General features: G+C 45.5%; 16 protein-coding genes. 7 read left to right on the plus strand and 9 right to left on the minus strand.

Features of this window, described 5'->3' with window-relative positions; translation table 11 throughout:
- Positions 1–18 precede the first annotated feature (18 nt).
- Entirely contained in the window at positions 19–924 is a 906-nt protein-coding gene (gene xerD, locus AAEU32_RS02925) for a site-specific tyrosine recombinase XerD (protein WP_421969052.1), read from the minus strand.
- 99 nt (positions 925–1,023) lie between these two features.
- Between xerD and fldB the strand changes: the two genes are divergently transcribed.
- Positions 1,024–1,542: a flavodoxin FldB gene (fldB, locus tag AAEU32_RS02930; RefSeq protein WP_421969021.1), complete on the plus strand. Its 519-nt coding sequence runs from the start codon at positions 1,024–1,026 to the stop codon at positions 1,540–1,542.
- A gap of 3 nt (positions 1,543–1,545) precedes the next feature.
- On the opposite strand, the gene AAEU32_RS02935 is transcribed toward fldB, so the two are convergent.
- Positions 1,546–2,241, minus strand: coding sequence for a tRNA1(Val) (adenine(37)-N6)-methyltransferase (locus AAEU32_RS02935; protein WP_421969022.1), 696 nt, complete (start codon positions 2,239–2,241; stop codon positions 1,546–1,548).
- A gap of 68 nt (positions 2,242–2,309) precedes the next feature.
- Here AAEU32_RS02935 and srmB point away from each other — a divergent pair, with 68 nt between their 5' ends.
- Both srmB and AAEU32_RS02945 read left to right on the plus strand, forming a co-directional pair.
- Entirely contained in the window at positions 2,310–3,542 is a 1,233-nt protein-coding gene (gene srmB, locus AAEU32_RS02940; RefSeq protein ID WP_421969053.1) for an ATP-dependent RNA helicase SrmB, read from the plus strand.
- Positions 3,543–3,679: 137 nt separating this feature from the next.
- Positions 3,680–4,006: a hypothetical protein gene (locus AAEU32_RS02945; RefSeq protein ID WP_421969023.1), complete on the plus strand. Its 327-nt coding sequence runs from the start codon at positions 3,680–3,682 to the stop codon at positions 4,004–4,006.
- A gap of 349 nt (positions 4,007–4,355) precedes the next feature.
- Here the strand turns inward: AAEU32_RS02945 and AAEU32_RS02950 are convergent, their stop codons facing one another.
- On the minus strand, positions 4,356–7,226 hold the full coding sequence (locus AAEU32_RS02950; protein ID WP_421969024.1) for a M16 family metallopeptidase: 2,871 nt from the start codon (positions 7,224–7,226) through the stop codon (positions 4,356–4,358).
- Positions 7,227–7,489: 263 nt separating this feature from the next.
- Between AAEU32_RS02950 and AAEU32_RS02955 the strand changes: the two genes are divergently transcribed.
- Positions 7,490–8,446, plus strand: a complete 957-nt coding sequence (locus AAEU32_RS02955; RefSeq protein WP_421969025.1) for a methylenetetrahydrofolate reductase — start codon at positions 7,490–7,492, stop codon at positions 8,444–8,446.
- Positions 8,447–8,522: 76 nt separating this feature from the next.
- Here AAEU32_RS02955 and AAEU32_RS02960 read toward each other — a convergent pair whose 3' ends face one another.
- The 5 genes from AAEU32_RS02960 to purL all read right to left on the minus strand — a co-directional run bounded on the left by AAEU32_RS02960 (position 8,523) and on the right by purL (position 16,539).
- Positions 8,523–9,275 carry a hypothetical protein gene (locus tag AAEU32_RS02960; RefSeq protein ID WP_421969026.1) on the minus strand — a complete coding sequence of 251 codons (753 nt, stop codon included), beginning with the start codon at positions 9,273–9,275 and terminating at the stop codon, positions 8,523–8,525.
- Between the two features lie 268 nt (positions 9,276–9,543).
- Positions 9,544–9,864, minus strand: coding sequence for a YdbL family probable chaperone protein (locus AAEU32_RS02965; RefSeq protein ID WP_421969027.1), 321 nt, complete (start codon positions 9,862–9,864; stop codon positions 9,544–9,546).
- Between the two features lie 8 nt (positions 9,865–9,872).
- Positions 9,873–10,067: a YnbE family lipoprotein gene (locus AAEU32_RS02970; protein WP_421969028.1), complete on the minus strand. Its 195-nt coding sequence runs from the start codon at positions 10,065–10,067 to the stop codon at positions 9,873–9,875.
- 4 nt (positions 10,068–10,071) lie between these two features.
- Positions 10,072–12,537 (minus strand): intermembrane phospholipid transport YdbH family protein, encoded by a 2,466-nt coding sequence (locus AAEU32_RS02975; protein ID WP_421969029.1) that lies wholly within the window; start codon positions 12,535–12,537, stop codon positions 10,072–10,074.
- A gap of 117 nt (positions 12,538–12,654) precedes the next feature.
- Positions 12,655–16,539, minus strand: coding sequence for a phosphoribosylformylglycinamidine synthase (gene purL, locus AAEU32_RS02980; RefSeq protein WP_421969030.1), 3,885 nt, complete (start codon positions 16,537–16,539; stop codon positions 12,655–12,657).
- Between the two features lie 280 nt (positions 16,540–16,819).
- Here purL and mltF point away from each other — a divergent pair, with 280 nt between their 5' ends.
- The gene (gene mltF / locus AAEU32_RS02985) at positions 16,820–18,208 is read left to right on the plus strand and encodes a membrane-bound lytic murein transglycosylase MltF (RefSeq protein WP_421969031.1); all 1,389 of its coding nucleotides are present in this window, start codon (positions 16,820–16,822) and stop codon (positions 18,206–18,208) included.
- 62 nt (positions 18,209–18,270) lie between these two features.
- A complete protein-coding gene (locus AAEU32_RS02990; protein WP_421969032.1) occupies positions 18,271–18,441 on the plus strand; it encodes a hypothetical protein in 171 nt (56 codons plus the stop codon).
- Here AAEU32_RS02990 and tadA read toward each other — a convergent pair.
- On the minus strand, positions 18,438–18,941 hold the full coding sequence (gene tadA, locus AAEU32_RS02995) for a tRNA adenosine(34) deaminase TadA (RefSeq protein ID WP_421969033.1): 504 nt from the start codon (positions 18,939–18,941) through the stop codon (positions 18,438–18,440). The two genes, AAEU32_RS02990 and tadA, sit on opposite strands and share 4 nt — an antisense overlap.
- Before the next feature lie 142 nt (positions 18,942–19,083).
- Here tadA and AAEU32_RS03000 point away from each other — a divergent pair, with 142 nt between their 5' ends.
- Entirely contained in the window at positions 19,084–20,388 is a 1,305-nt protein-coding gene (locus tag AAEU32_RS03000; protein WP_421969034.1) for an inosine/guanosine kinase, read from the plus strand.
- The last annotated feature ends 633 nt before the right edge of the window (positions 20,389–21,021 follow it).

The following is a 21,021-nucleotide window of genomic DNA, read 5'->3' on the forward strand; positions in this document are numbered from 1 at the left end:
AGCTTTACGCTAGTGTTACTAAGCTCGTGGATGGTGCGCTTGATGTACCGATTTTAACCTTTCATTAGCCACATGGGTATAAATTTGCGTTGTCGACAAGTCACTGTGACCTAGCATCATTTGCACTACCCTCAGATCTGCACCGTGATTTAGCAAATGTGTGGCAAACGCATGTCGTAACGTGTGCGGTGACAAATCTGATTTAATGTTCGCCAACATAGCATAGTGTTTGATGCGATGCCAAAATGTTTGCCTCGTCATACCAATGCCGCGTTTAGAAACAAATACAAAATCGGTCGCATGCTTTACAAGTGCCGGTCTGCCGACTTTTAAGTACTGCGCTAACCAATCGAGTGCTTCCTCACCCATTGGCACCAACCGCTCTTTACCGCCTTTACCTTTGACAAACACCACGGCCTGATTTTGATTTATGTGCTCCATGCGCAAACCAATCAACTCACTGACACGCAAACCGGTGGCATAAAGCAGCTCAAGCATGGCTCTGTCTCGCACGCCCATTGGGTCGTCGCAATCAGGGGCATTGAGCAGCGCTTCCACATCCGCTTCGCTGAGGGTTTTCGGTAAAGATTGCCCCGCTTTAGGGCGAGAAATGGTTTCCATTGGTGAAATACGCAGCTGTTTTTCTCGAATCAGATGTTGATAAAACCGTTTTAACGCACTGATTGTGCGCGCTGTGCTGCGAGGGCTAAAACCTTTATCGACCCGAAACGCAAGGTACTGCTCTACATGGTTACTCTCTACCACCAGCAAATCCATTGGGGCGATAAAATCGCTGAATTTACTGAGATCAGTGCGATACGCTGCAAGGGTGTTCTCACTTGAGCCGCTTTCAAGAAACAGCGCATCAAGGAAAAGCTCGATATGCTGATGATTATCTGGGTGTGGCTGAGGCTTAGTCACAATTTTCCGTGTGTTCGTTGTACTAAATCCATCATATCAGATAGATACTCAAGGCACGATACGTTAGACTTCGCCCTATTAGTCACTAGCAATGCGAACACAATGAAGATTGGCTTATTTTACGGTTCAACTACCTGCTACACAGAAATCGCCGCTGAGAAAATACGCGATATTATCGGTGCTGATGTCATTGACCTATTCAATATAAAAGACGAACCGCTCAAAACAGCTGAAAATTATGACTTCGTCATTTTTGGCATTTCAACGTGGGACTTCGGTGAGATTCAAGAAGATTGGGAATCGCACTGGGACGACATTAAAGATGTTAACTTAGCTGGCAAAGTGATTGCGTTGTTTGGCATGGGCGACCAGCAAGGCTATGGGCAGTGGTTCCAAGATGCACTTGGCATGCTGCACGATGAAATTGCAGTCCAAGGCGTGCAGTTTATCGGTTACTGGCCAAACACCGATGACTATGAGTTTGAAGCGTCTAAAGCACTCACTGACGATGGGGCTCATTTTGTTGGTTTAGCGCTTGATGAAGACAGTCAATATGACAAAAGTGATGATCGTATTGCCTCTTGGGTCGAACAAATTATGACCGAGTATGCTGATCTTTAAACTCTAAAACCTCAAATAGAACTCTTTACATAGGCGCTGATACTGCTGTGAATAATCAGCGCCTGCATGAATCACTAACTGCTGCTTATCACAGTCGCATGGTTGCCAGCTAAATTGCATTAACCATCGACTTACCGCCTTGCTTGGCGTTGTTTTCACCTCACACAGACGTTTAAGATACGCTCCTTCAAGACATGCCAATTGGGTAAATTTCTGCGCCTGCTCAGTTGGCAAAATGACCGCCATCTCACAGTTAGCACTGCCCACTCTTTGCCACAACGCAATTAAATCAGCAAAGCCAAGCGAGTCAGTATGGCGGGCAAGATTTCGTTTGCTGTCTTTTGCTTTAAGCGCATCATCAAAATACGGCGGGTTAGTAATAATTAAATCAAATGATTGATTGTTTTGATAATTGAGCGCATCTACGTGCTCAACACAAATATCTGGCCACGGGCTGTGTTTTATATTGTCACGCGCTTGCTGATACGCGTCTTGCTCAATATCAATGGCCTCTACAATGGCCTTTGGTTGACGCTGCTTGCACATTAATGCCAACAGTCCAGTCCCTGTGCCCACGTCTAAAATACGCATCGCCCCGCTTACATCAGCCCAAGCACCGAGCATGATCCCGTCCGTTGATACCTTCATCGCGGTACTGCATTGTGCAATAGAAAACTGCTTAAACTGAAAACCTGCCACTTTAGACCTTTGTGTTTATATGTATGCAACGTATAATTGCCCTAATTGTCCATCATTTTGACTCCTTTATGCAATTTGCCGATTTTGATCTTGATAACGCACTACTTAATGCCATTGATTCACTTGGTTTTTCTCAACCAACCAGCATTCAACAGCTGGCAATTCCACCCGCTTTGGAAGGACGAGATGTACTAGCCAGTGCACCAACAGGTACGGGTAAAACGGCCGCGTTTTTGATCCCTGCAATTCAATACTTGCTTGATCACCCTCGCCGTAACCCAGGTTTTGCTCGTGTTTTGATCATGACGCCAACACGCGAACTTGCTTACCAAGTACACGAACAATGTGAAAAGCTAGCAACGCAAACGCACCTTAAAATTGGTGTGGTCACCGGCGGTATTAACTATGGCAGTCATAAAGAAATTTTTGAAAAAAATAACGATATTCTAATCGCTACGCCTGGGCGTTTAATGGAATACCTAGACACCGAAAACTTCCACGCTGAAGACGTAGAGCTACTGGTTCTTGATGAAGCCGACCGCATGTTAGACATGGGTTTTCGCAAAGAAATGCTACGCATTTGTGAAGAGGCGAAAAACCGCCGTCAATGTATGCTGTTTTCAGCCACACTCGAAGGTGACAGCGTAGCCAAGTTCTCAGAACGCATCTTGAACGACCCTGAGCACCTTGAAGCTTCGCCATCTCGTCGTGAGCGTGGAAAAATTATCCAGTGGGTTCACCTCGCTGATGATTATGATCACAAGCTCAAAATGATCGTGCACTTGTTGCAACAAGAAGACGTGGAAAAAGCGATTGTGTTCGTAAAAACCCGCGAGCGTCTCGAGAAGTTAGTGGGCGAGCTATACACCCACGACATCAAAACCACGTGGTTGCGCGGTGAAATGCCACAAGACAAGCGTATGGCGGCAATGGCTAGCTTCCACAGTGGCCGTACTAAGATCCTTATCGCCACAGATGTTGCTGCGCGCGGTATTGATGTAAGCGACATTAGCCATGTGTTCAACTTTGACATGCCGCGCAGTGCTGATGTGTATGTACACCGTATTGGTCGTACTGCCCGCGCAGGTAAAAAAGGTACAGCAATCTCTTTAGTGGAAGCCCATGAAGTAGCAATGGTTGGTAAGGTAGAGCGTTACACTGATCAAGTGCTGAAACGTCGAAAAATCAAGGGACTTGAGCCGCAACACAAAGAAGCCAAGCTGCCGCCTAAAAAGAAAAAAGACCCTGAAAAGATGAAAGCCAAGCGCAAAAAGGCCAAAGCCAAAGCAAAGAAGAAATAACATAAATCAATAGTATAAACCGTGTTCATCGGCAAGGAAGCTGAGATCAGACAGTAACGCGTTGTTTTCCAATTAATTGGGTGTCTAATCAATTGCTCCTGCCAACATAAATTTGTTTCATTAAAATAGGGAAAAATATGAAACCAATACCATTGATAGTACTACCGCTAATTATGTCTGCATCAGTTTTCGCTGCTAACCCAGCTTCGCAGATTGAGCATATAACCGTGACAAACACAGACCTTGAAAATTTATCTATTCAAAACTATTCGCCGGAATTGATTAAACTAAGCATCCATGGAGTAAATCACACCCTTGTAAGCTTTTCAGGGCTTTCAAGCAAGTGTGATGGATATTTAGAGTTAGAGATTATATTTGAAAATATTGAGCACGAATACTTTGTGGTTCCATGCAATAGTAGAGTTGTAATATCAGAAAACTATAGAAGTGAGGTTGGTGAATAAAATGAGAAGAATATTATTTATAACAACCTTGTTAACTCTAACTGCATGTGGTGGCTCTAATTCAGATGGTTCAGCAAAAAGCACCTACTCATCATGTAAAATAACGAGCTCTAGTGCGATATTGGCTTCTCACAGAGATAAAGACCTGTCACAATGCTGGAACGCTCCTGGGAAGGGATATGAAAGCCAAGGGGATGCCATGCAGTGGTGCGAACGCACTGTTAGTAATTACATAGCGAATAGTTACTTAGTTGGCCACACTGTAAGCTACGCAGTGGAATCAACTTATTGCCCTAATTAACATAAAAAAGCCTCTCATTGAGCGGCTTTTTTGTGCTTAATGCGGTATTTACTTAAACACGTCTTCTAGTGGCACAACCTTGATATTTTCACTTGGAATCGCCAACTTGTAGCTTTCGATTTGCTTATCTTCAGCAATCAGCTCAGCTGGTTTTTCTGTGTTGTACTTCAGTGGTGATACTTGCTCACTTGCCAAACGTTGCTTCATGTCTTCACCATCACCGCTGACAAACACATAGTGAATGTTGTCGGTTTGTAAGTTTTCACGAATAACACGATTTACATCGTCAACACTCAAGGCTTCTAACTGCGAGCGGACCATATCAGCAAAGTTATCGATACCATAGAATTGGCTGTCTAGCGCATACCCTAGTTGACGATTCTGGCTTGCAACAAGTTGCGGTACAAAGTTAATTAAGAAGTTACGCGTCGCATTAAAGTCGGCTTCACTCATGCCCTGATTAATCAACTTATCAAGCTCAAATAATGCCGTGCGCGTTGCGAAATGCGCATCGTTATTTGAGCGCAGCGGACGCAGCCACACTTGGAAGATTTGTTCAGAACGGCCCAAGTTGGCATCCGGCTTGGTTTGGAACATACCGCGAGGGAAGTACTCGATATAAGCATAGTCACCATAGTTCATACCACGTACTTGGCGAATACGCTCAAACAGTTTAGCGTTTGAATTTCGGTGTTCACCCAAGAACGAGCGTACTAGCCACAATGCCGTCCAGTCTTTGCTAGAACGTGTTGTGTCTATTGGGAAACCAAAAGATACCGCGGTAGATTTTGCACTTTTCTCAATGATAGTTGCGTGATGACCTTGTAGCTGTGGCGCATCTGGAATATCTAAACGCGCTTTGTCACCTGCTGGCAGGGACTGTAAATCAGTCATCATTTGTGCTTTTAGTTGCTGTGGCAGCGCACCAATTAAACCAACATGCAAATTACGCTGAGTAAAGTTAGCTGCATAGAATGCTTTAACGTCATCCAATGTCAGTGCTTCTAAGTCAGATAAATCGCCGTAGTTATAGTTTCCGTATGGGTGGCCTTGGTAAAGCTCTGCATAGAGTACTTCTTTGCCGAGTTCTTCATCATTTGATGCTTTAAGGCCTGATTTGATCCCATCGATCAATTCTTTTTTCAAACGGGCAAAGTCGTCTTCTCTAAACCCAGGGTTTAGAAGTTGTTCGCTTACCAAGTCATACCATTGCTGTGCATTGTCTTTGTGAATACGACCACGCAATGAAATCATTTCTTTATCGATTTGATAACTAAAGCTGCCAGCAATAGGATACAGCGCCTTTTGAATTTCTTTGTAGCTCATTGATTGGCTGCCACCTTTGGCAAGCATGGCTGCAGTGAGCGCGGCGAGGCCTTTTTTACCTTGTGGATCAGCGGCGGCACCTGTGTAGAATAACCAGTTAACATCCACCAGCGCAGAGCTGTTCGTTTTATCTAGTACCGTAAACAGTTGCTCTTTTGGTGTGTTGGTTAATTCTGCCACACGAACGTCAAGTGCAATCTCTTTATCAAAGCCTGCTACCTTATCAAGTGCCGACATTGTCACTGTGGTACGGTTGTTATCAACAAAATATTTGTTAGCGATAGCACGGATATCTTCGCTCGATACGCTATCAGCACTTTGATATAAGGCATTGATCACTTCTGGATCACGCTCAAAATGCATATAACGTGCGAGTGTAGAAGCGATTGCTTGTGATGAATCAAGGCTATTAATGAAGCTATATTTGGCATTTGATTTTAACGCTGCGAGTTTCTTTTCATCTACCAGCTCAGTGCGTGCTGTTGCGTAGGTGTCATTAATAGCATCACGCACCACGCTCAAGTCTGCCTCGTTATCCACTTTCACAAATACATGTAGTAGGCCCGGATCTTTGGTCTCAGGGTTGTAAGTAAACATTTGCGAAGCGATTTGCTTTTCCACCACAAGCTGCTGATAAAGCTCAGAATTCTCAGAGAAGTATATTTGTGACAGTAAATCTAAAGCCGCTCTATCTTTGGTGTTAGGGTTCCACTGGGTACCTTTGTACGATACCAGCAACCAGTGACCCGGCAACCCTTCATATTGTTCATGTACATAGCGCGGTGCCATCTGTTTTGGTTCAACAGGGATGTCTGCTTGGTAATCACCACGTTGCCAGTTACCCCAATGCTTCTTCACCATGTTGATGGTTTCTTGCGGGTCTACATCACCGACAATGACCAATGACACATATTCAGGCTTATAAAAACGCTCGAAGAAGGTTTTACCGTAGGCGCTTTGATCTGGCATCGCCTCGATATCTTCAAAGAAACCCATGGTAGTGTGTTCATAGGTGTGAGTATCAAACGCCTCTTTGCGCACAGCAGCAAGTAATTTACGAATTGGGCTGGCGTTGTTTTTTAGGTACTCACCTTTTACCGTCAGGGCTTCGGTTCTAAATTGCTCTTCGGTGTAGCTGAGGTTTTGGAATACATCCGCTTTCACTTCCAACACTTTATCTAGGTGCTGCTTAGAAAAGTTTAAGTGGTAGTTGGTGTAGTCATTAGTGGTATACGCACGATTATCTACACCTGAGTTTTTCATGATGTCTGCATAAACATCTTCTGGGAATTTCTCAGAGCCTTTAAACATCATGTGTTCAAAGAAGTGTGCAAAACCTGTTTTGCCCTCTTCAACTTCGTTACGTGAGCCCACTGAGACCGGAATTTGCAATGACACTACATCAGGATAGTCTGTTTTAACAACCATCACGCGTAGGCCATTGTCTAACTCTTCTAATACATAATCCTGTGCGAACACTTTATTACTTTGCTGCGCGGATGGCGCAACTGTATTTTGTGAAGGCTGCGTGCTTTGGCAACCACTAAGCGTCAGAGCCAATGCAATGCCCGATGCAATCACTGATAGTTTCATCTTCCTATCCTTTGTTGTCTAATTGGTATGTAATTTTTATCCGCAACATTATGCAATAAATTCACCCATCCCGCGTTAAGGCTGCGACAAATTTGCTGTAAACAAATGTTTCTGCCCGTAAACACGCACATTTTGACTCATAACTTGCGCCAGCAACGTGAACCAAATTCAAGTTAATTGAGTATGTTTCATAACAAAAAGCTATTTAGACGTCTAAATGGCTGTTATAGTTATTTCATTAACTGCCACTGGGAATGAGGATCATGGCGCTAACACTGCAAGAGAAAATTGAGGATCCCCGCCAAGGGGTGTACCTCATAGGTACCACACCACCAAAAGTCGATACCGATGATATAAAGCTACGCGCGATTGCTGAAAAGCTATTAGGCCGGCTGCATGAGATTGAGTATGACGGTGTCGTGGTGTATGACATCCAAGATGAGAGCAGCCGCATTAGCGCACCGCGTCCATTTCCGTTTAAAGAGACCATAGACCCTCGCCATTACAGCGGCTTATTGCGCCGTTTATCACAGCTAGATGTGATCACTTATAAAAGTGTGGCACAGCGCAGTGCTGAGGAGTTTAATCTGTGGTTAGATGACACGCATGAACAGCACACTCTCAACAACCTTGTTTTGGTGGGCAGCCCATCTTCCCATGGCGATGTAAAGCTGAGCTTAAATGATGCCTATACCCAAATTGGCGAGCACCAGCATAACTTCTTTTTAGGCGGCGTTACCATTGCCGAGCGCCATGCTAGCAAAGGCAATGAGCATGAGCGCTTGCTGATCAAAACAGCTCAAGGATGTAAATTTTTCATCTCGCAGGCGGTATATAACGCCCAAGCAACGATTGATTTAATCACCAGTTATGCACGCAGCTGTCGCCAACAAGGTGTAGAACCTAAGCGCATTATTCTGACATTCACTCCATGTGGTGGTCAAAAGACACTTGAGTTTATGCAGTGGTTGGGAATTTCTGTGCCTGAGGCAACCAAATACCGCATGCTAGATGCCGAAAACCCCCTCAGCGAGTCAGTGCGTATCTGCCGTGAGAATCTTGATTTGATCCTACGTAGCTGCGCCCACCTAGACGTACCTTTAGGGTTGAACATTGAGTCTCTGACTAACCGTAAAGAAGAAATCGATGCATCAATTAATCTCTATCGATTACTCAAAGCCACGATGGAACTCAGCTTAGCTGAGCGCCAGATTGCTTAACCAGCTAAATCTATTTTCTTTTGCATACAAAAACAGCGCTTAAATGCGCTGTTTTTTATTTACCACATCAACAAAGTTAGTTGAGTGTTTTCATACACGTCATCACTGCGCGTACATATTGACCAACATATCTATTTCCATAAGCGCGGGAGAAGAACACCTGCCAGCCTTTGCTATAACGACTACTTTCACTGATATTTACATTAAATGTATTACCTTTTCTGCGCATAAATGAATGGCCACTGACAGGGAAGAAGCCAGCAGGACACGCTCCTGAATATGCGCGACGCATAACTAAAATTGACCCACTGACAGGAACATAAGGCCCTGCTCTGACTACAAAACGTTGTGGCGAGTCGCTATTATCGAATTCACACAAAAAGCCTCCGTCAGGATAAATAACTCTTAGTGAGTAACCCGGTGCACACGCACCATCAAGAATATCCTGTTTAGAGGCAAGTTCTGCTCCAAGTTGATCTAGCTGTTCTTGTAAAGATGTTGCAGTTGCTTCAAGTGCGGCAATCGCATCGGCGTTAGCGTCGGTGTCGGTTTGTAGCTGAGCAAGCTCGGCATCATTCGCATCGATTTGACTTTGTAAATCTGCTACAGCACTTTGCAATGACATCACATCCGCTTCCAAGGATGCAATTGACTCTCCTGTGCTCTGTGCTAGTTCATCCAAATCGGCATTAAGCTGGTCTATTTGCTCCTGTAAATGTTTGAAAGGTTGGCCATTAGGTGTAGAGCCATTGCCATTATTATTACCCGCTTGAACGCTAAAACAACACGCAGAGACAAGCAGTACGCCTATGAGATGTAAAGGTTTCATGTCCTTTCTCCATATCCATTATTGTGAGGTGGGGTACTACATTTCTTGTTATATTCGTCCGTGATGCTGGGAGGCTTTAGAAGCGCCCTTTCCTGACTTTGTAGTCTAGGCCATAAAAGTGGCCCTGCCAGTCAAGGCTGTATTGGGTGAAGGCACAAAAAAAAGATAACCGATTGAATTTAATGCGGTTATCTTTTTATTAAAAATATTACTTTTACTTACTTGATAAAAATGGCTCGTAAGCTTTCCATCCTTTTGTAGTATTAAACTATTTCTTTCGCCACTGACCATCGACTTTAATCATATGGCCCGCTTGCGTTTTTTCGATGGCTTTAGCACCTGCTAATGTTTCTACTTGCGACAGGGTAATACCGCTTTTTTTAGCCAGCGCTTCATATTTAGCTTTGCGCTTTTGGTTTATATCCGCAATCAGGGCTTCGGCGTCTTTATTGCCTTGGACTAACTCCAAATAACCACTGGTGGTTTCACCTACAATCCCCTGAGCTTTAGCCTCATCCAGTGATAACGCCAATGCATTGAATGCCATGAGTGCGGCTGCTAGTAAACTTGTCCATTTAAATGTCTTCATCTTGCCCCCTAAAACAACTCACTGTCGTCACTGAATAACTCATCTAACTCTTTATCAACTTTGATACGAATTTCATGATCGACTTTTACGTTCAAGTTAATGGTGATTGGCTCTTTAGCCTCTACTTCAACTTTGTGGCTGCACCCTGACAGTGCTAACAACATTACTACTGCTGCTAGAGCCACCTGTAATCGCGCGCTCATTAACTTACTCCTTTGATTGATATTCTTGCTCTACTTTCTTAGTGATTTCATCACTTAAGCGCAATGCTTTAAAGAGAGTATAAATATTTTCTTGATGGTTGTAGTTAAAATTAACTGGCTGTTTTTGTTTAAGGTTTTCACCTTTAATACGCATCGCCATATTGAGCCAACCATCATGTGCTAAATTAACATCCGCTTGCATATCGTGAATATCTAAATCTTCTAACATGCCAAGCATAGGCCCTAAATGTTGCTGCTGCGCTTTAACAGCATCAAAGGCTGCGTTGTTGTCGATTGTTAGCTTACCTGCACCTTGCGAGTAGACTTTTCCGTTGTCAATTGTCACACCATCAACACTCAATGTAACCGGTAGTTTAGCTCCGAGCAAACCACTCACTTTGATGCCTTGCTGTGGCTCGAGCGCTATCAGTTTACTGGCATCTATACCGTCGAGTTCAATAAAGGATGATGAAGCTTTCACACTAGCACTTGGTAAAAACACCTTATCCAATTGTACGTTACCGCCCAGTACAGAGGCGCTCACATTGGCAATAAATACATCGCTATTAGAGAGCCCAATATACCCTTCAATCTGACTAAGTACGGTACCAGCTCGTAATTCACTTAAGGTAAACTTAGTTGTATCGAGCTGAAGAGTGCCTGAACTTAATTGCCCTTTTGGTGCAAATGACCAGTCTTTAGCTAGGTAATTGTGATAAAGAACATCAGCATTATTCACCTCACCACTGTATTGATAGCGCGCCAATTTTGCATCCCCTTGCAACGAAAATGATACCGTACCGTCAATCAGGGTAACATCAGGTTTGAGCTGCATCACAAGCGGGCTAAATGCCGTCAAAGGGGTATTGTTGATGATCACACTCACTGGCGCATCATTCTTATCAAAATTATGCTTCGCCAACACTTGAACGCCTTGCCAGTTAACAAGGTGACTGCCCTCAACAGTGCGATTCAACGTTACGTCACTGGTAATTGATACATCAGCCAAAGAGAGGGTGTTAACCTGTGCGCGGGCCACATGGCTTTTCACCTCAAACTGCCCCGATTTGCGGCCATCACCGATAAACGCAACGATATCATAATGCTGCTCGAGCCCAGAGGCGTTGAATAAAGCATGATTGAGCTTTGCAATATTGGTCTGTACATCCCCTTTAAGATGACCTTGTGCAGACATAATTAAATTCACCGATGCAGATAGTTTTTCTATATTAAGGTCATCGACGTCGACTTCATCAGTGCGCAATGTTGCGTGCAACTGAGTATCAGCTGTACGTTGATGTAAAAATTCCCCCTTGGCGTGCAATACATCGGCTGATAGTGCAACGTCTTTGGGAGCCAGAAGCGCGCCTGCAAATTCTCCTTTTACGTAATCTTGGGTGAAGCGACCTTGGCTTTGCAACTGGCCATAGGCATTGAGTGCTGCCGACGCCTCGTAATCTGCTTTCACCTGTGCACCGTGCCAATTCGCGTTAATGTCTTTAAGCTGCACCTGTGCATGCTCTGCTTCGTGCTGTGCTTTGAACTCAACGCTGGGAATAGCAAGATTGCCTTTTACATCTGCACTGACTGGTGCACCAAAGGCAATTTGCCACTGCTGATCTACCAATGTGCCCAAATGCCCGGAGTATGCGTTAACGGCTGCGCATGCTGGGAGCTCAGTGCGGATAGTGAGTGCTGACAAATCTAGCGAAAATTGCTGCATGTTGTCTGATTGCACAGCAATGGAGCCACCATTGTGCATGTGCCAAATACATGTTTCATCATGAGCGAGCGCTAATGACGATTGCATCGTCACATTTGCCGCGACCTTATTCCCCCAAAATTTGCCATTGAGAGCCAATTGCGAGACATCAGCATGCAATCGCTCTAGCTCTTTGTTTTGTGCTTTGGCGTACTGTCCAAGCACAGCGATAAAATCAGGAGCCATACTTATATCAACAGCAATGGTGCTGTCATTGAGGTGCCATTGACCATAGATATCTCCATGAATATCAAAATGATTAAGGCGCTTCTCTGTAATGGCAAATTGCACTGAACGAGATAAGCCGGGATAAGTAATTGATGCGGATTCTATACTCAAAAGTGGGCGTTTAATCGGCAATAACAAGGCCAGTGGCGCACCTTGCCACTGTGCACTCGCTTGATTTGTTTTTTCTAAGGGCTTGGCGACAACAGATGCTTTTTCGATATGAAGTTTGTCCAAGTCCAACGCAACGCCTTGAAGCGTCAAAGAGTAACCTTGATAAGTCAGGCACAGCTCTTTGGCTTCAAAAGTAAATAGCCTTTGCCCTAAATGCCAATCTGCACAGGTCAATTGCGCATCATATGAGTCCAGATAGTGCTCGGCTAGCGAGTGTGTGATCTCAGTGCGATACACATAGGCAACGCCTAAAGTCGCAGCGAACACACTGATGATAATGAGTAATGAGTAGATAACTTTTCGCAGCATAGCCTTCCTTAAGCCTGCAACAATGATTCAATACTAACACGGTAAAAATGAATCTGCCGCGAATAAAAAAGGCTGCATGTGCAGCCTTTTCATTTTGCTTTTACTGTAAACAGCGCATTAACCAATATGCTTACGCGCGTTACGGAACATACGCATCCACGGGCTGTCTTCTTTCCACTCGTCTGGGTGCCATGAGTTCGCCACTGCGCGGAATACACGCTCAGGGTGTGGCATCATCACTGTTGCACGACCATCAGTAGAAGTAATACCTGAAATCGCCTCTGGTGAACCATTCGGGTTCGCAGGATATTGCATTGTCGGGTTACCGTAGTTATCTACGTATTTAACCGCAACTGTGCCTGAGTTCACAGCCGTTTGAATTGCCGCGTCATTAGCAAATTCTGCACGACCTTCACCGTGTGATACAGCGATCGGCATACGAGAACCAGCCATGCCGTTGAAGAAGATAGACGGGCTTTGTTGTACTTCAACAAGCGTCGCGCGCGCTTCAAAACGCTCACTTTGGTTAGTTACAAAACGTGGCCAATGTTCAGTGCCTGGGATTAGTTCACGTAATGTAGAAAGCATCTGACAGCCGTTACATACACCTAGGCTGAACGTATCTTGACGTTCAAAGAAGGTCTGGAACTGGTCGCGTGCCATGTCGTTGAATAGAATTGACTTAGCCCAACCTTCACCCGCACCGAGTACGTCACCGTAAGAGAAACCACCACACGCCACTAGACCTTTGAATTGTTCTAGTGTTAAACGACCTTCAAGGATGTCACTCATGTGCACATCGATTGCAGCAAAACCAGCTCGGTTAAACGCAGCCGCCATTTCAACATGTGAGTTAACGCCTTGCTCACGCAAAATAGCCATCTTAGGTTTAGCGCCTGTGGCAATGTAAGGTGCCGCAACGTCTTCGTTGATGTCGAAGCTCAGCTTCACATTCAGACCAGGATCGTTTACATCAGCTTTTGCGTCATGCTCTTGCTGTGCACATGCTGGGTTGTCACGTAATGACTGCATCTGATAAGTCGTTTCAGCCCATGCTAGACGAAGCTCAGTACGGCTGTTATCAACAATAGCATTACCGTCGCGGTTAATGATCAGCTGATCCGCATCATTCAACGTGCCAATTTCATGACTTAATGCCGCAAGGCCGTTGTCCGCAAGCACTGCTTTAACAGCTGCTAGGTCGTCGTTACGAACCTGAATCACAGCACCGAGTTCTTCGTTGAATAGCACTTCTAAGTCAGAACCTGCTAGTGCGTCTAGTTCTAGCGTTACGCCAGTGTGACCAGCGAACGCCATTTCCGCAACTGTTACGAATAGACCACCGTCTGAACGGTCATGGTACGCTAATAGTTTTTCTTCGCTTACAAGTGCTTGCATCGCGTCGAAGAAGCCTTTTAATAGCTCAGGGCTATCTACGTCAGGCGTCTTGTCACCTAGCTGCTTATAAACCTGTGCCAAGCTTGATGCACCCATGCGGTTTTGGCCTGCGCCAAGGTCGATCAGTAATAAGGTCGACTCGCCTTTGTCAGTACGAAGCTGAGGCGTGACTGTCTTACGAATGTCTTCAACACGACCAAATGCTGAGATAACCAGCGACAGAGGTGCAGTCACTGCTTTGTCTTCACCGTTGTCTTGCCATGTAGTCTTCATCGACATTGAGTCTTTACCTACTGGGATAGTCAGCCCAAGTGCAGGACATAGCTCTTCACCTACCGCTTTAACCGCTTCGTAAAGACCGGCATCTTCACCTGGGTGACCCGCTGCTGCCATCCAGTTTGCAGATAGCTTGATGTTATTCAATGAACCAATATCAGCACAGGCGATATTTGTTAATGACTCTGCTACAGCTAGACGAGCAGACGCACCAAAGTTTAGAAGTGCCGCAGGTGTGCGCTCCCCCATTGACATCGCTTCGCCGTGGTAAGTGTCATACGCCGCAGCTGTAACCGCACAGTTGGCCACTGGCACCTGCCAAGGACCTACCATCTGATCGCGAGCAACCAAACCTGTTACAGAGCGATCGCCGATGGTGATAAGGAAAGTCTTTTCCGCGATTGCAGGAAGACGAAGCAAACGTTGAACCGCATCTTTTACGGTAATCTGCGCTGTATCAAGCGCTTCACCTTGCGCTTGCTTTGACGTTACGTCGCGGTGCATCTTAGGTGCTTTACCCAACAGTACGTCAAGCGGCAGGTCAACAGGGTTGTTGTTGAAGTGTGAGTCAGCTACGCGTAGGTGACGTTCTTCAGTTGCCGTACCAATCACGGCGTATTGCGCACGTTCACGCTTACAGATTTGCTCGAAACGGTCGAAGTTTTCTTCGGCAACAGCTAGCACGTAACGCTCTTGAGATTCGTTACACCAGATTTCGTGCGGTGCCATGCCCGGCTCGTCGTTTGGTACGTTACGAAGTTCGAAGATACCACCACGACCACCATCGTCTACAAGCTCAGGGAAAGCGTTTGATAAACCACCCGCGCCCACATCGTGGATAAACGCGATTGGGTTGTCATCGCCTAACTGCCAACACTTGTCGATAACTTCCTGACAACGACGCTCCATTTCTGGGTTTTCACGCTGTACAGATGCAAAGTCTAGGTCTTCGTTTGATTGACCCGATGCCATTGATGAAGCAGCACCGCCACCAAGACCAATGTTCATCGCAGGACCGCCAAGTACAATTAGCTTAGCGCCAACAGGGATTTCACCCTTTTGTACGTGTTCAGTACGGATATTACCTAAACCACCGGCGATCATGATTGGCTTGTGGTAACCACGAACCTCTTCACCATTGTGGCTGTTAACGAGCTCTTCGTATGTACGGAAGTAACCAAGTAGATTTGGACGACCAAATTCATTGTTGAATGCTGCGCCACCTAATGGGCCTTCGATCATGATATCGAGCGCTTCAACAATACGACCTGGTTTGCCGTATTTGCTTTCCCAAGGTTGTTCAAAACCTGGGATGCGTAAGTTAGATACACTGAAACCAACAAGACCGGCTTTTGGCTTAGATCCACGACCTGTCGCACCTTCGTCACGGATTTCACCGCCAGAGCCTGTTGATGCGCCAGAGAAAGGAGAAATAGCCGTTGGGTGGTTGTGTGTTTCAACCTTCATCAAGATTTCGATATTTTCTTGATGGTATGTGTACTCACCTACGAAATCTGGGAAGAAACGACCCGCAACAGAGCCTTTCATTACCGCAGCATTATCTTTGTATGCAGATAACACATTATCGCTGTTTTGCTCGTAGGTATTTTTGATCATTTTGAACAGTGATTTAGGCTGTTCTACGCCGTCAATAGTCCAATCAGCGTTAAAGATTTTGTGACGGCAGTGCTCAGAGTTAGCCTGTGCGAACATGAATAGTTCGATGTCGTTCGGGTTACGGCCTAATTTTTGGAAGTTCTCAACTAGGTAGTCAATTTCGTCGTCTGCCAGTGCAAAGCCCTGCTCAACGTTTGCTTTAGCCAGCGCATCACGACCACCGCCAAGGATATCAACAGAAGACATTGGACGTGGTTCGTCATGGGTAAATAACGCACTTGCATCTTCAAGTGAACGATGCGTCGCTTCTGTCATGCGGTCATGCAATAACGCTGCAACTTCATTTAGTTCACATACGCTCAAGTTACCTTCAACATAATATGCAATACCACGTTCAATACGGTGTACTTGGGCTAAACCACAATTATGTGCGATGTCTGTTGCCTTAGATGCCCAAGGAGAAATCGTGCCTGGACGTGGCGTCACTAAGATCAGCGTACCTTGCGGTTCGTGCTCTGGAATATGAGGCCCATAAGTAAGTAGCTTTTCAAGCTTGGTATGCTCATCTGCACTTAACTCAGATGTTAAGTCAGCAAAGTGCATAAATTCAGCATACACATCAGTTACAGGGAGGTTAGCTTGCTTACATTGTGTAAGTACTTTTTGAACGCGAAAATCGGAAAGTGCTGGCGCACCACGCAGGATTAACATAGGTAATATCATCCGGGGTTAAGGATTGAACGACAGTTGCCGCGCATTATACTTATTTTCGCCTAAAATGCGAGTTAAAGGGGGTCTGACAAGGACGATTGTCCGCATTTCTTTAAGGAGCTTGAATTCGGCGAAAGTAGAGGTGACGTAAAGCACTGGTTTTGTTATAAGAGTTATATCAAGGTAGAAAATAATTTAGTTCATAAGGACCCTTTCATTGGGCGGTGAACACGGCCTGACATAGATACTTTCAGGCATTTTTCGGTTTAAGGGGCGTGTAGTGAGAATACTTGGGTTATTTGTTGCGCTTTTGGTCATTGTTGGTTGCTCAGAACCACAAAAGCCAACCCAACTTGAACACATATACCACACCAAAACGTTACGTGTCGGTACCCTCGCAGGTGCCAGTAACTATTACCAAGGTGTTCAAGGGGAGCAAGGGTTCGAATACGAACTCGCCCAAGATTTTGCTGACTATATGGGAGTTGAGCTCGATATTGTGCCCTTTTTCTCTCTAAACGATATGTTTCAACGTTTAGACAACGGCTCGCTCGACCTTATTGCCTCAGGAATCGGTTACTCTACTCAGCGCGCACAGCAATATCGCTTTGGCCCAAGCTATCGCACTATCAGTCAAAAGCTTGTGTACAAGCAGGGCCGTAAACGTCCTCGTAGTTTTGATGACATTGATGGCAACCTCACCGTATTGGCTCGCTCAAGTCATTCGCAAACTTTGTATAAAATGCAGAAGAAATACCCTAATTTAAGTTGGACTGAGACTGACGAGCTAGATGAAGCGGAGTTGCTGCAAGCCATTATCGATGGTGACATTGATTACTCAATTGCTGACTCCCATACATTGTCTTTATTTAGGCGCTATCACCCCAATCTCAGTATCGGGTTTTCTGTTACTCAAAATGACCCTATCGCGTGGGTTATGCGCCAAGATAATGATGACTCTTTATACGCACTGATGATTGAATTTTTTGGTGATGTAAAGCAAAACAATCGTCTCTACGCGTTAGAAGAAAAATACTTCGGCCATGTACGTCACTTCAATTATGTGAATACCCTTGCCTTTATCGAAGCAGTAGCAGATACGCTGCCACGATATGCTCCGTGGTTTAAAGAGTATGCTCAAGAATTAGATTGGCGGTTGTTAGCGGCATTGAGTTATCAGGAGTCCATGTGGGATCCAAAAGCCAAATCACCAACAGGCGTGCGCGGCATTATGATGTTAACTCTCCCTACCGCTAAGCAAGTAGGCGTAACGAATCGTCTCAAACCAGAGCAAAACATTGATGGTGGAGCCAAGTATTTGCGCTACCTTATTGAGCGAGTGCCTGATCGCATTCCCCAACCTGACCGTACTTGGTTTGCACTTGCTTCTTACAATGTTGGTTGGGGCCATGTAAACGATGCTCGTATTCTCACAGAACGTGATGGTGCAGATCCTGACAAATGGGCAGACGTTAAAAAATACCTACCGCTGCTTGTGAAGAAGCGTTATTATCGAACTACAAAGTATGGTTATGCGCGTGGAGATGTCGCCGTAACCTACGTAGATAATATCAGGCGCTACTATGACACCTTAGTTTGGCTCGACGAGAACCAAGCGTTAGATGTGACCCAAGCTAGTGCCACGGAAGAATCAGCAGGAATGCCATAAAACTGTCACTTCCATTTGTTTTAATGGCAGCTCTCCCCCTCTCACTTTCAAGGAGAAGTAGTATGTTGAAACGTCGTAGAACGCACAACTTTAAACGTCGCGCTATATTTTCAAGCGCAAAACGCCGCCGAGTGTTACGAAACAGCACTCATAGCAAGATACTGTGGCGTCGTCGCCTATTTGCAATGCAGCAAATGGCAGAACTAGAGCAACTGCGCACGGTGGAGGCTTAATCCTCTTCCTTGCGCTGGCGCGCTTTTTTCCTTTCTTTGTGTTCTTGTCGCCTACGTCGAAAGAATGCAGATAACTGCTCCGAGCATTGCTCAGCCAAAACCCCCGAAGTCACCTCGAGTTGATGATTCAAACGCGGCTCCTGCACCAAATTCATGATAGACCCTGCTGAACCTGTTTTGAGATCCGTCGCTCCAAATACCAATCGCTCTATTCGACTATGAACGAGCAAGCCTGCGCACATAGAGCACGGCTCTAACGTGACATATAAAGTACAATCAATCAGTCGGTAGTTATTTAGTACCTGACCCGCAGCTCGAATAGCCATCATCTCAGCGTGAGCTGAAGGGTCATTTAATGTGATTGATTGGTTCCAGCCTTCAGCGATCAGCTCATTATCTTTAACGATCACAGCTCCCACAGGAATTTCTCCAATAGCTTCAGCACGTTGTGCACACTCCATGGCTTTTTGCATCCAATACTGATCGTCAAACTTCGTCATATATGCTCAAATAACTGCAATAAAATGGCAATTATATCGCGAAAAGCTGCAATTTTATAAGCCTTGCCATAGCCGTGGGGGTCGAATTTAAGATATAATTCGCCGCTTTTTTTGTTCTATGGATACCGAAAACGGGTAAGTCATGAAGTTTCCTGGTCGCCGAAGACACAAACATTATTTTCCAGTGGAAGCCAAAGATCCACTAACAAACCAGATCAACGCTGAGTCTCGGCTCAAGCGTAGCTACATCGTGGGCATCGATCAGATAGTGGTCGATATCGAAGCGAAAGTCGATTTAGCCTTCCTCGATGAGTTTGGTTTGCGACGCGGCATGTCTCAGGTCATTGACAGTGACACTACCAATGCCTTGTACGATCGTCTTAAATTGAACGACATGGTCGATTACGAATTTGCCGGTGGAACCATAGGGAACACCATGCATAATTATTCGGTGTTGGCTGACGATCGCTCTGTATTACTAGGTGTGATGAGTGAGAACATTAAGATTGGTAGTTACGCCTACCGCTTCTTGTGCAACACCTCTAGTCGCGTTGATTTGGACTACTTGCAGCCTGTTGACGGGCCTATTGGTCGATGCTTCACTTTAATTGATGAAAGTGGCGAGCGCACCTTTGCAATCAGTGCAGGGTTAATGAACCACCTACGTCCAGAATCAATTAGCCAAGAGCTCATAGAAAACTCATCAGCACTGGTGATCAGCGCTTACTTGATGCGCACACAAGGCGATGAAACAATGACTGACGCTACGATGCAGGCGGTCAAATTCGCCAATGATGCAGGTGTTCCCGTGGTGCTAACTCTTGGAACTAAGTTCCTCATTGAGCAAGACCCTCAATGGTGGGCGGAGTTCGTTGAAAAACACGTTGATATTTTGGCAATGAACGAAGAAGAAGGGCAAGCTATCACAGGCTTCGAAGATCCTCTTCTTGCTGCTGATAAAGCCTTAGATTGGGTCGATCTTGTGATCTGTACCGCAGGTGAGCGCGGCATGTTCATGGCTGGCTATGTTGATGAGCAATTCAAACGTGAAACGGAGTACCCACTGCTACCGGGTGCTATCGCAGATTTCAACCGTTATGAGTTCTCACGTGCAATGCGTAAGCAAGATTGTGAACAGCCGATCAAAGCTTATAGTCACACTGCTCCGTTTATGGGTGGCCCTGACAGCATTAAAAACACCAACGGTGCGGGTGATTGTGCCCTAGCTGCAGTGCTGCACGATATCAGCGCTAACGAATACCACAAGCGCAATGTACCTAACTCGGCAAAACACAATCATGAGGCTATTACCTACTCATCACTGGCGCAAATTAGTAAGTATGCTAATCGCGCAAGTTACGAGGTGCTAGTACAGCATTCGCCTCGCCTGACACGTGGTTTACCAGAACGAGAAGATTGCCTAGAGCAAGTTTACTGGGATCAGTAAATAGCTCTTATGAATCATTATATTAAGCCGCTTTTATAGCGGCTTTTTTGTTTATGGCTATCCTTAAACTAACTAATACTCTGAGTGGCGCTAATTCCTTTGCTAGGTAAGTGGGCGGCAAAGGCCGACCTAACATAACCGAAAATCAAAATCGTAAATGTAGGCTGCCCGAAAAGAGCTGACAGGTATCACCCTCCCCCTGACATTTGCGCTGAGCATGGTGGGCGGATAGCACAACTTGACCTTGGATGGTCAGGTTAAGCGAATCGAGGCAGGGATAGCCGAGTTTCGCTGTGCGCGTTGACCGCACAGCACGCGCAAGCATCAGCAAATGTGGGGGTGTCCTAGGAGTTGTTAGAGGAAATGGACAAGCATTTCCTCTAACCCGTTGTCGGCGGTCCGACAAAATCTAACTGTAAAATCCTTTGTCGGTGCAAAGCACCTACCTTATAAATAAAAACCTTAAACCCCAAACGCAAAAAACCCGCTCATAGAGCGGGTTTCTTTAAATTGAAGCCTGGTGATGACCTACTTTCACATGGCAAATGCCACACTATCATCGGTTGGGGACGCCTAGTCGGGGCCGGCCTTCCGGCAGTTCCGTTTCACTTCTGAGTTCGGCATGGGCGGGGC

The sequence above is a fragment of the Pseudoalteromonas maris genome (assembly GCF_049257235.1).
GTDB lineage: Bacteria > Pseudomonadota > Gammaproteobacteria > Enterobacterales > Alteromonadaceae > Pseudoalteromonas.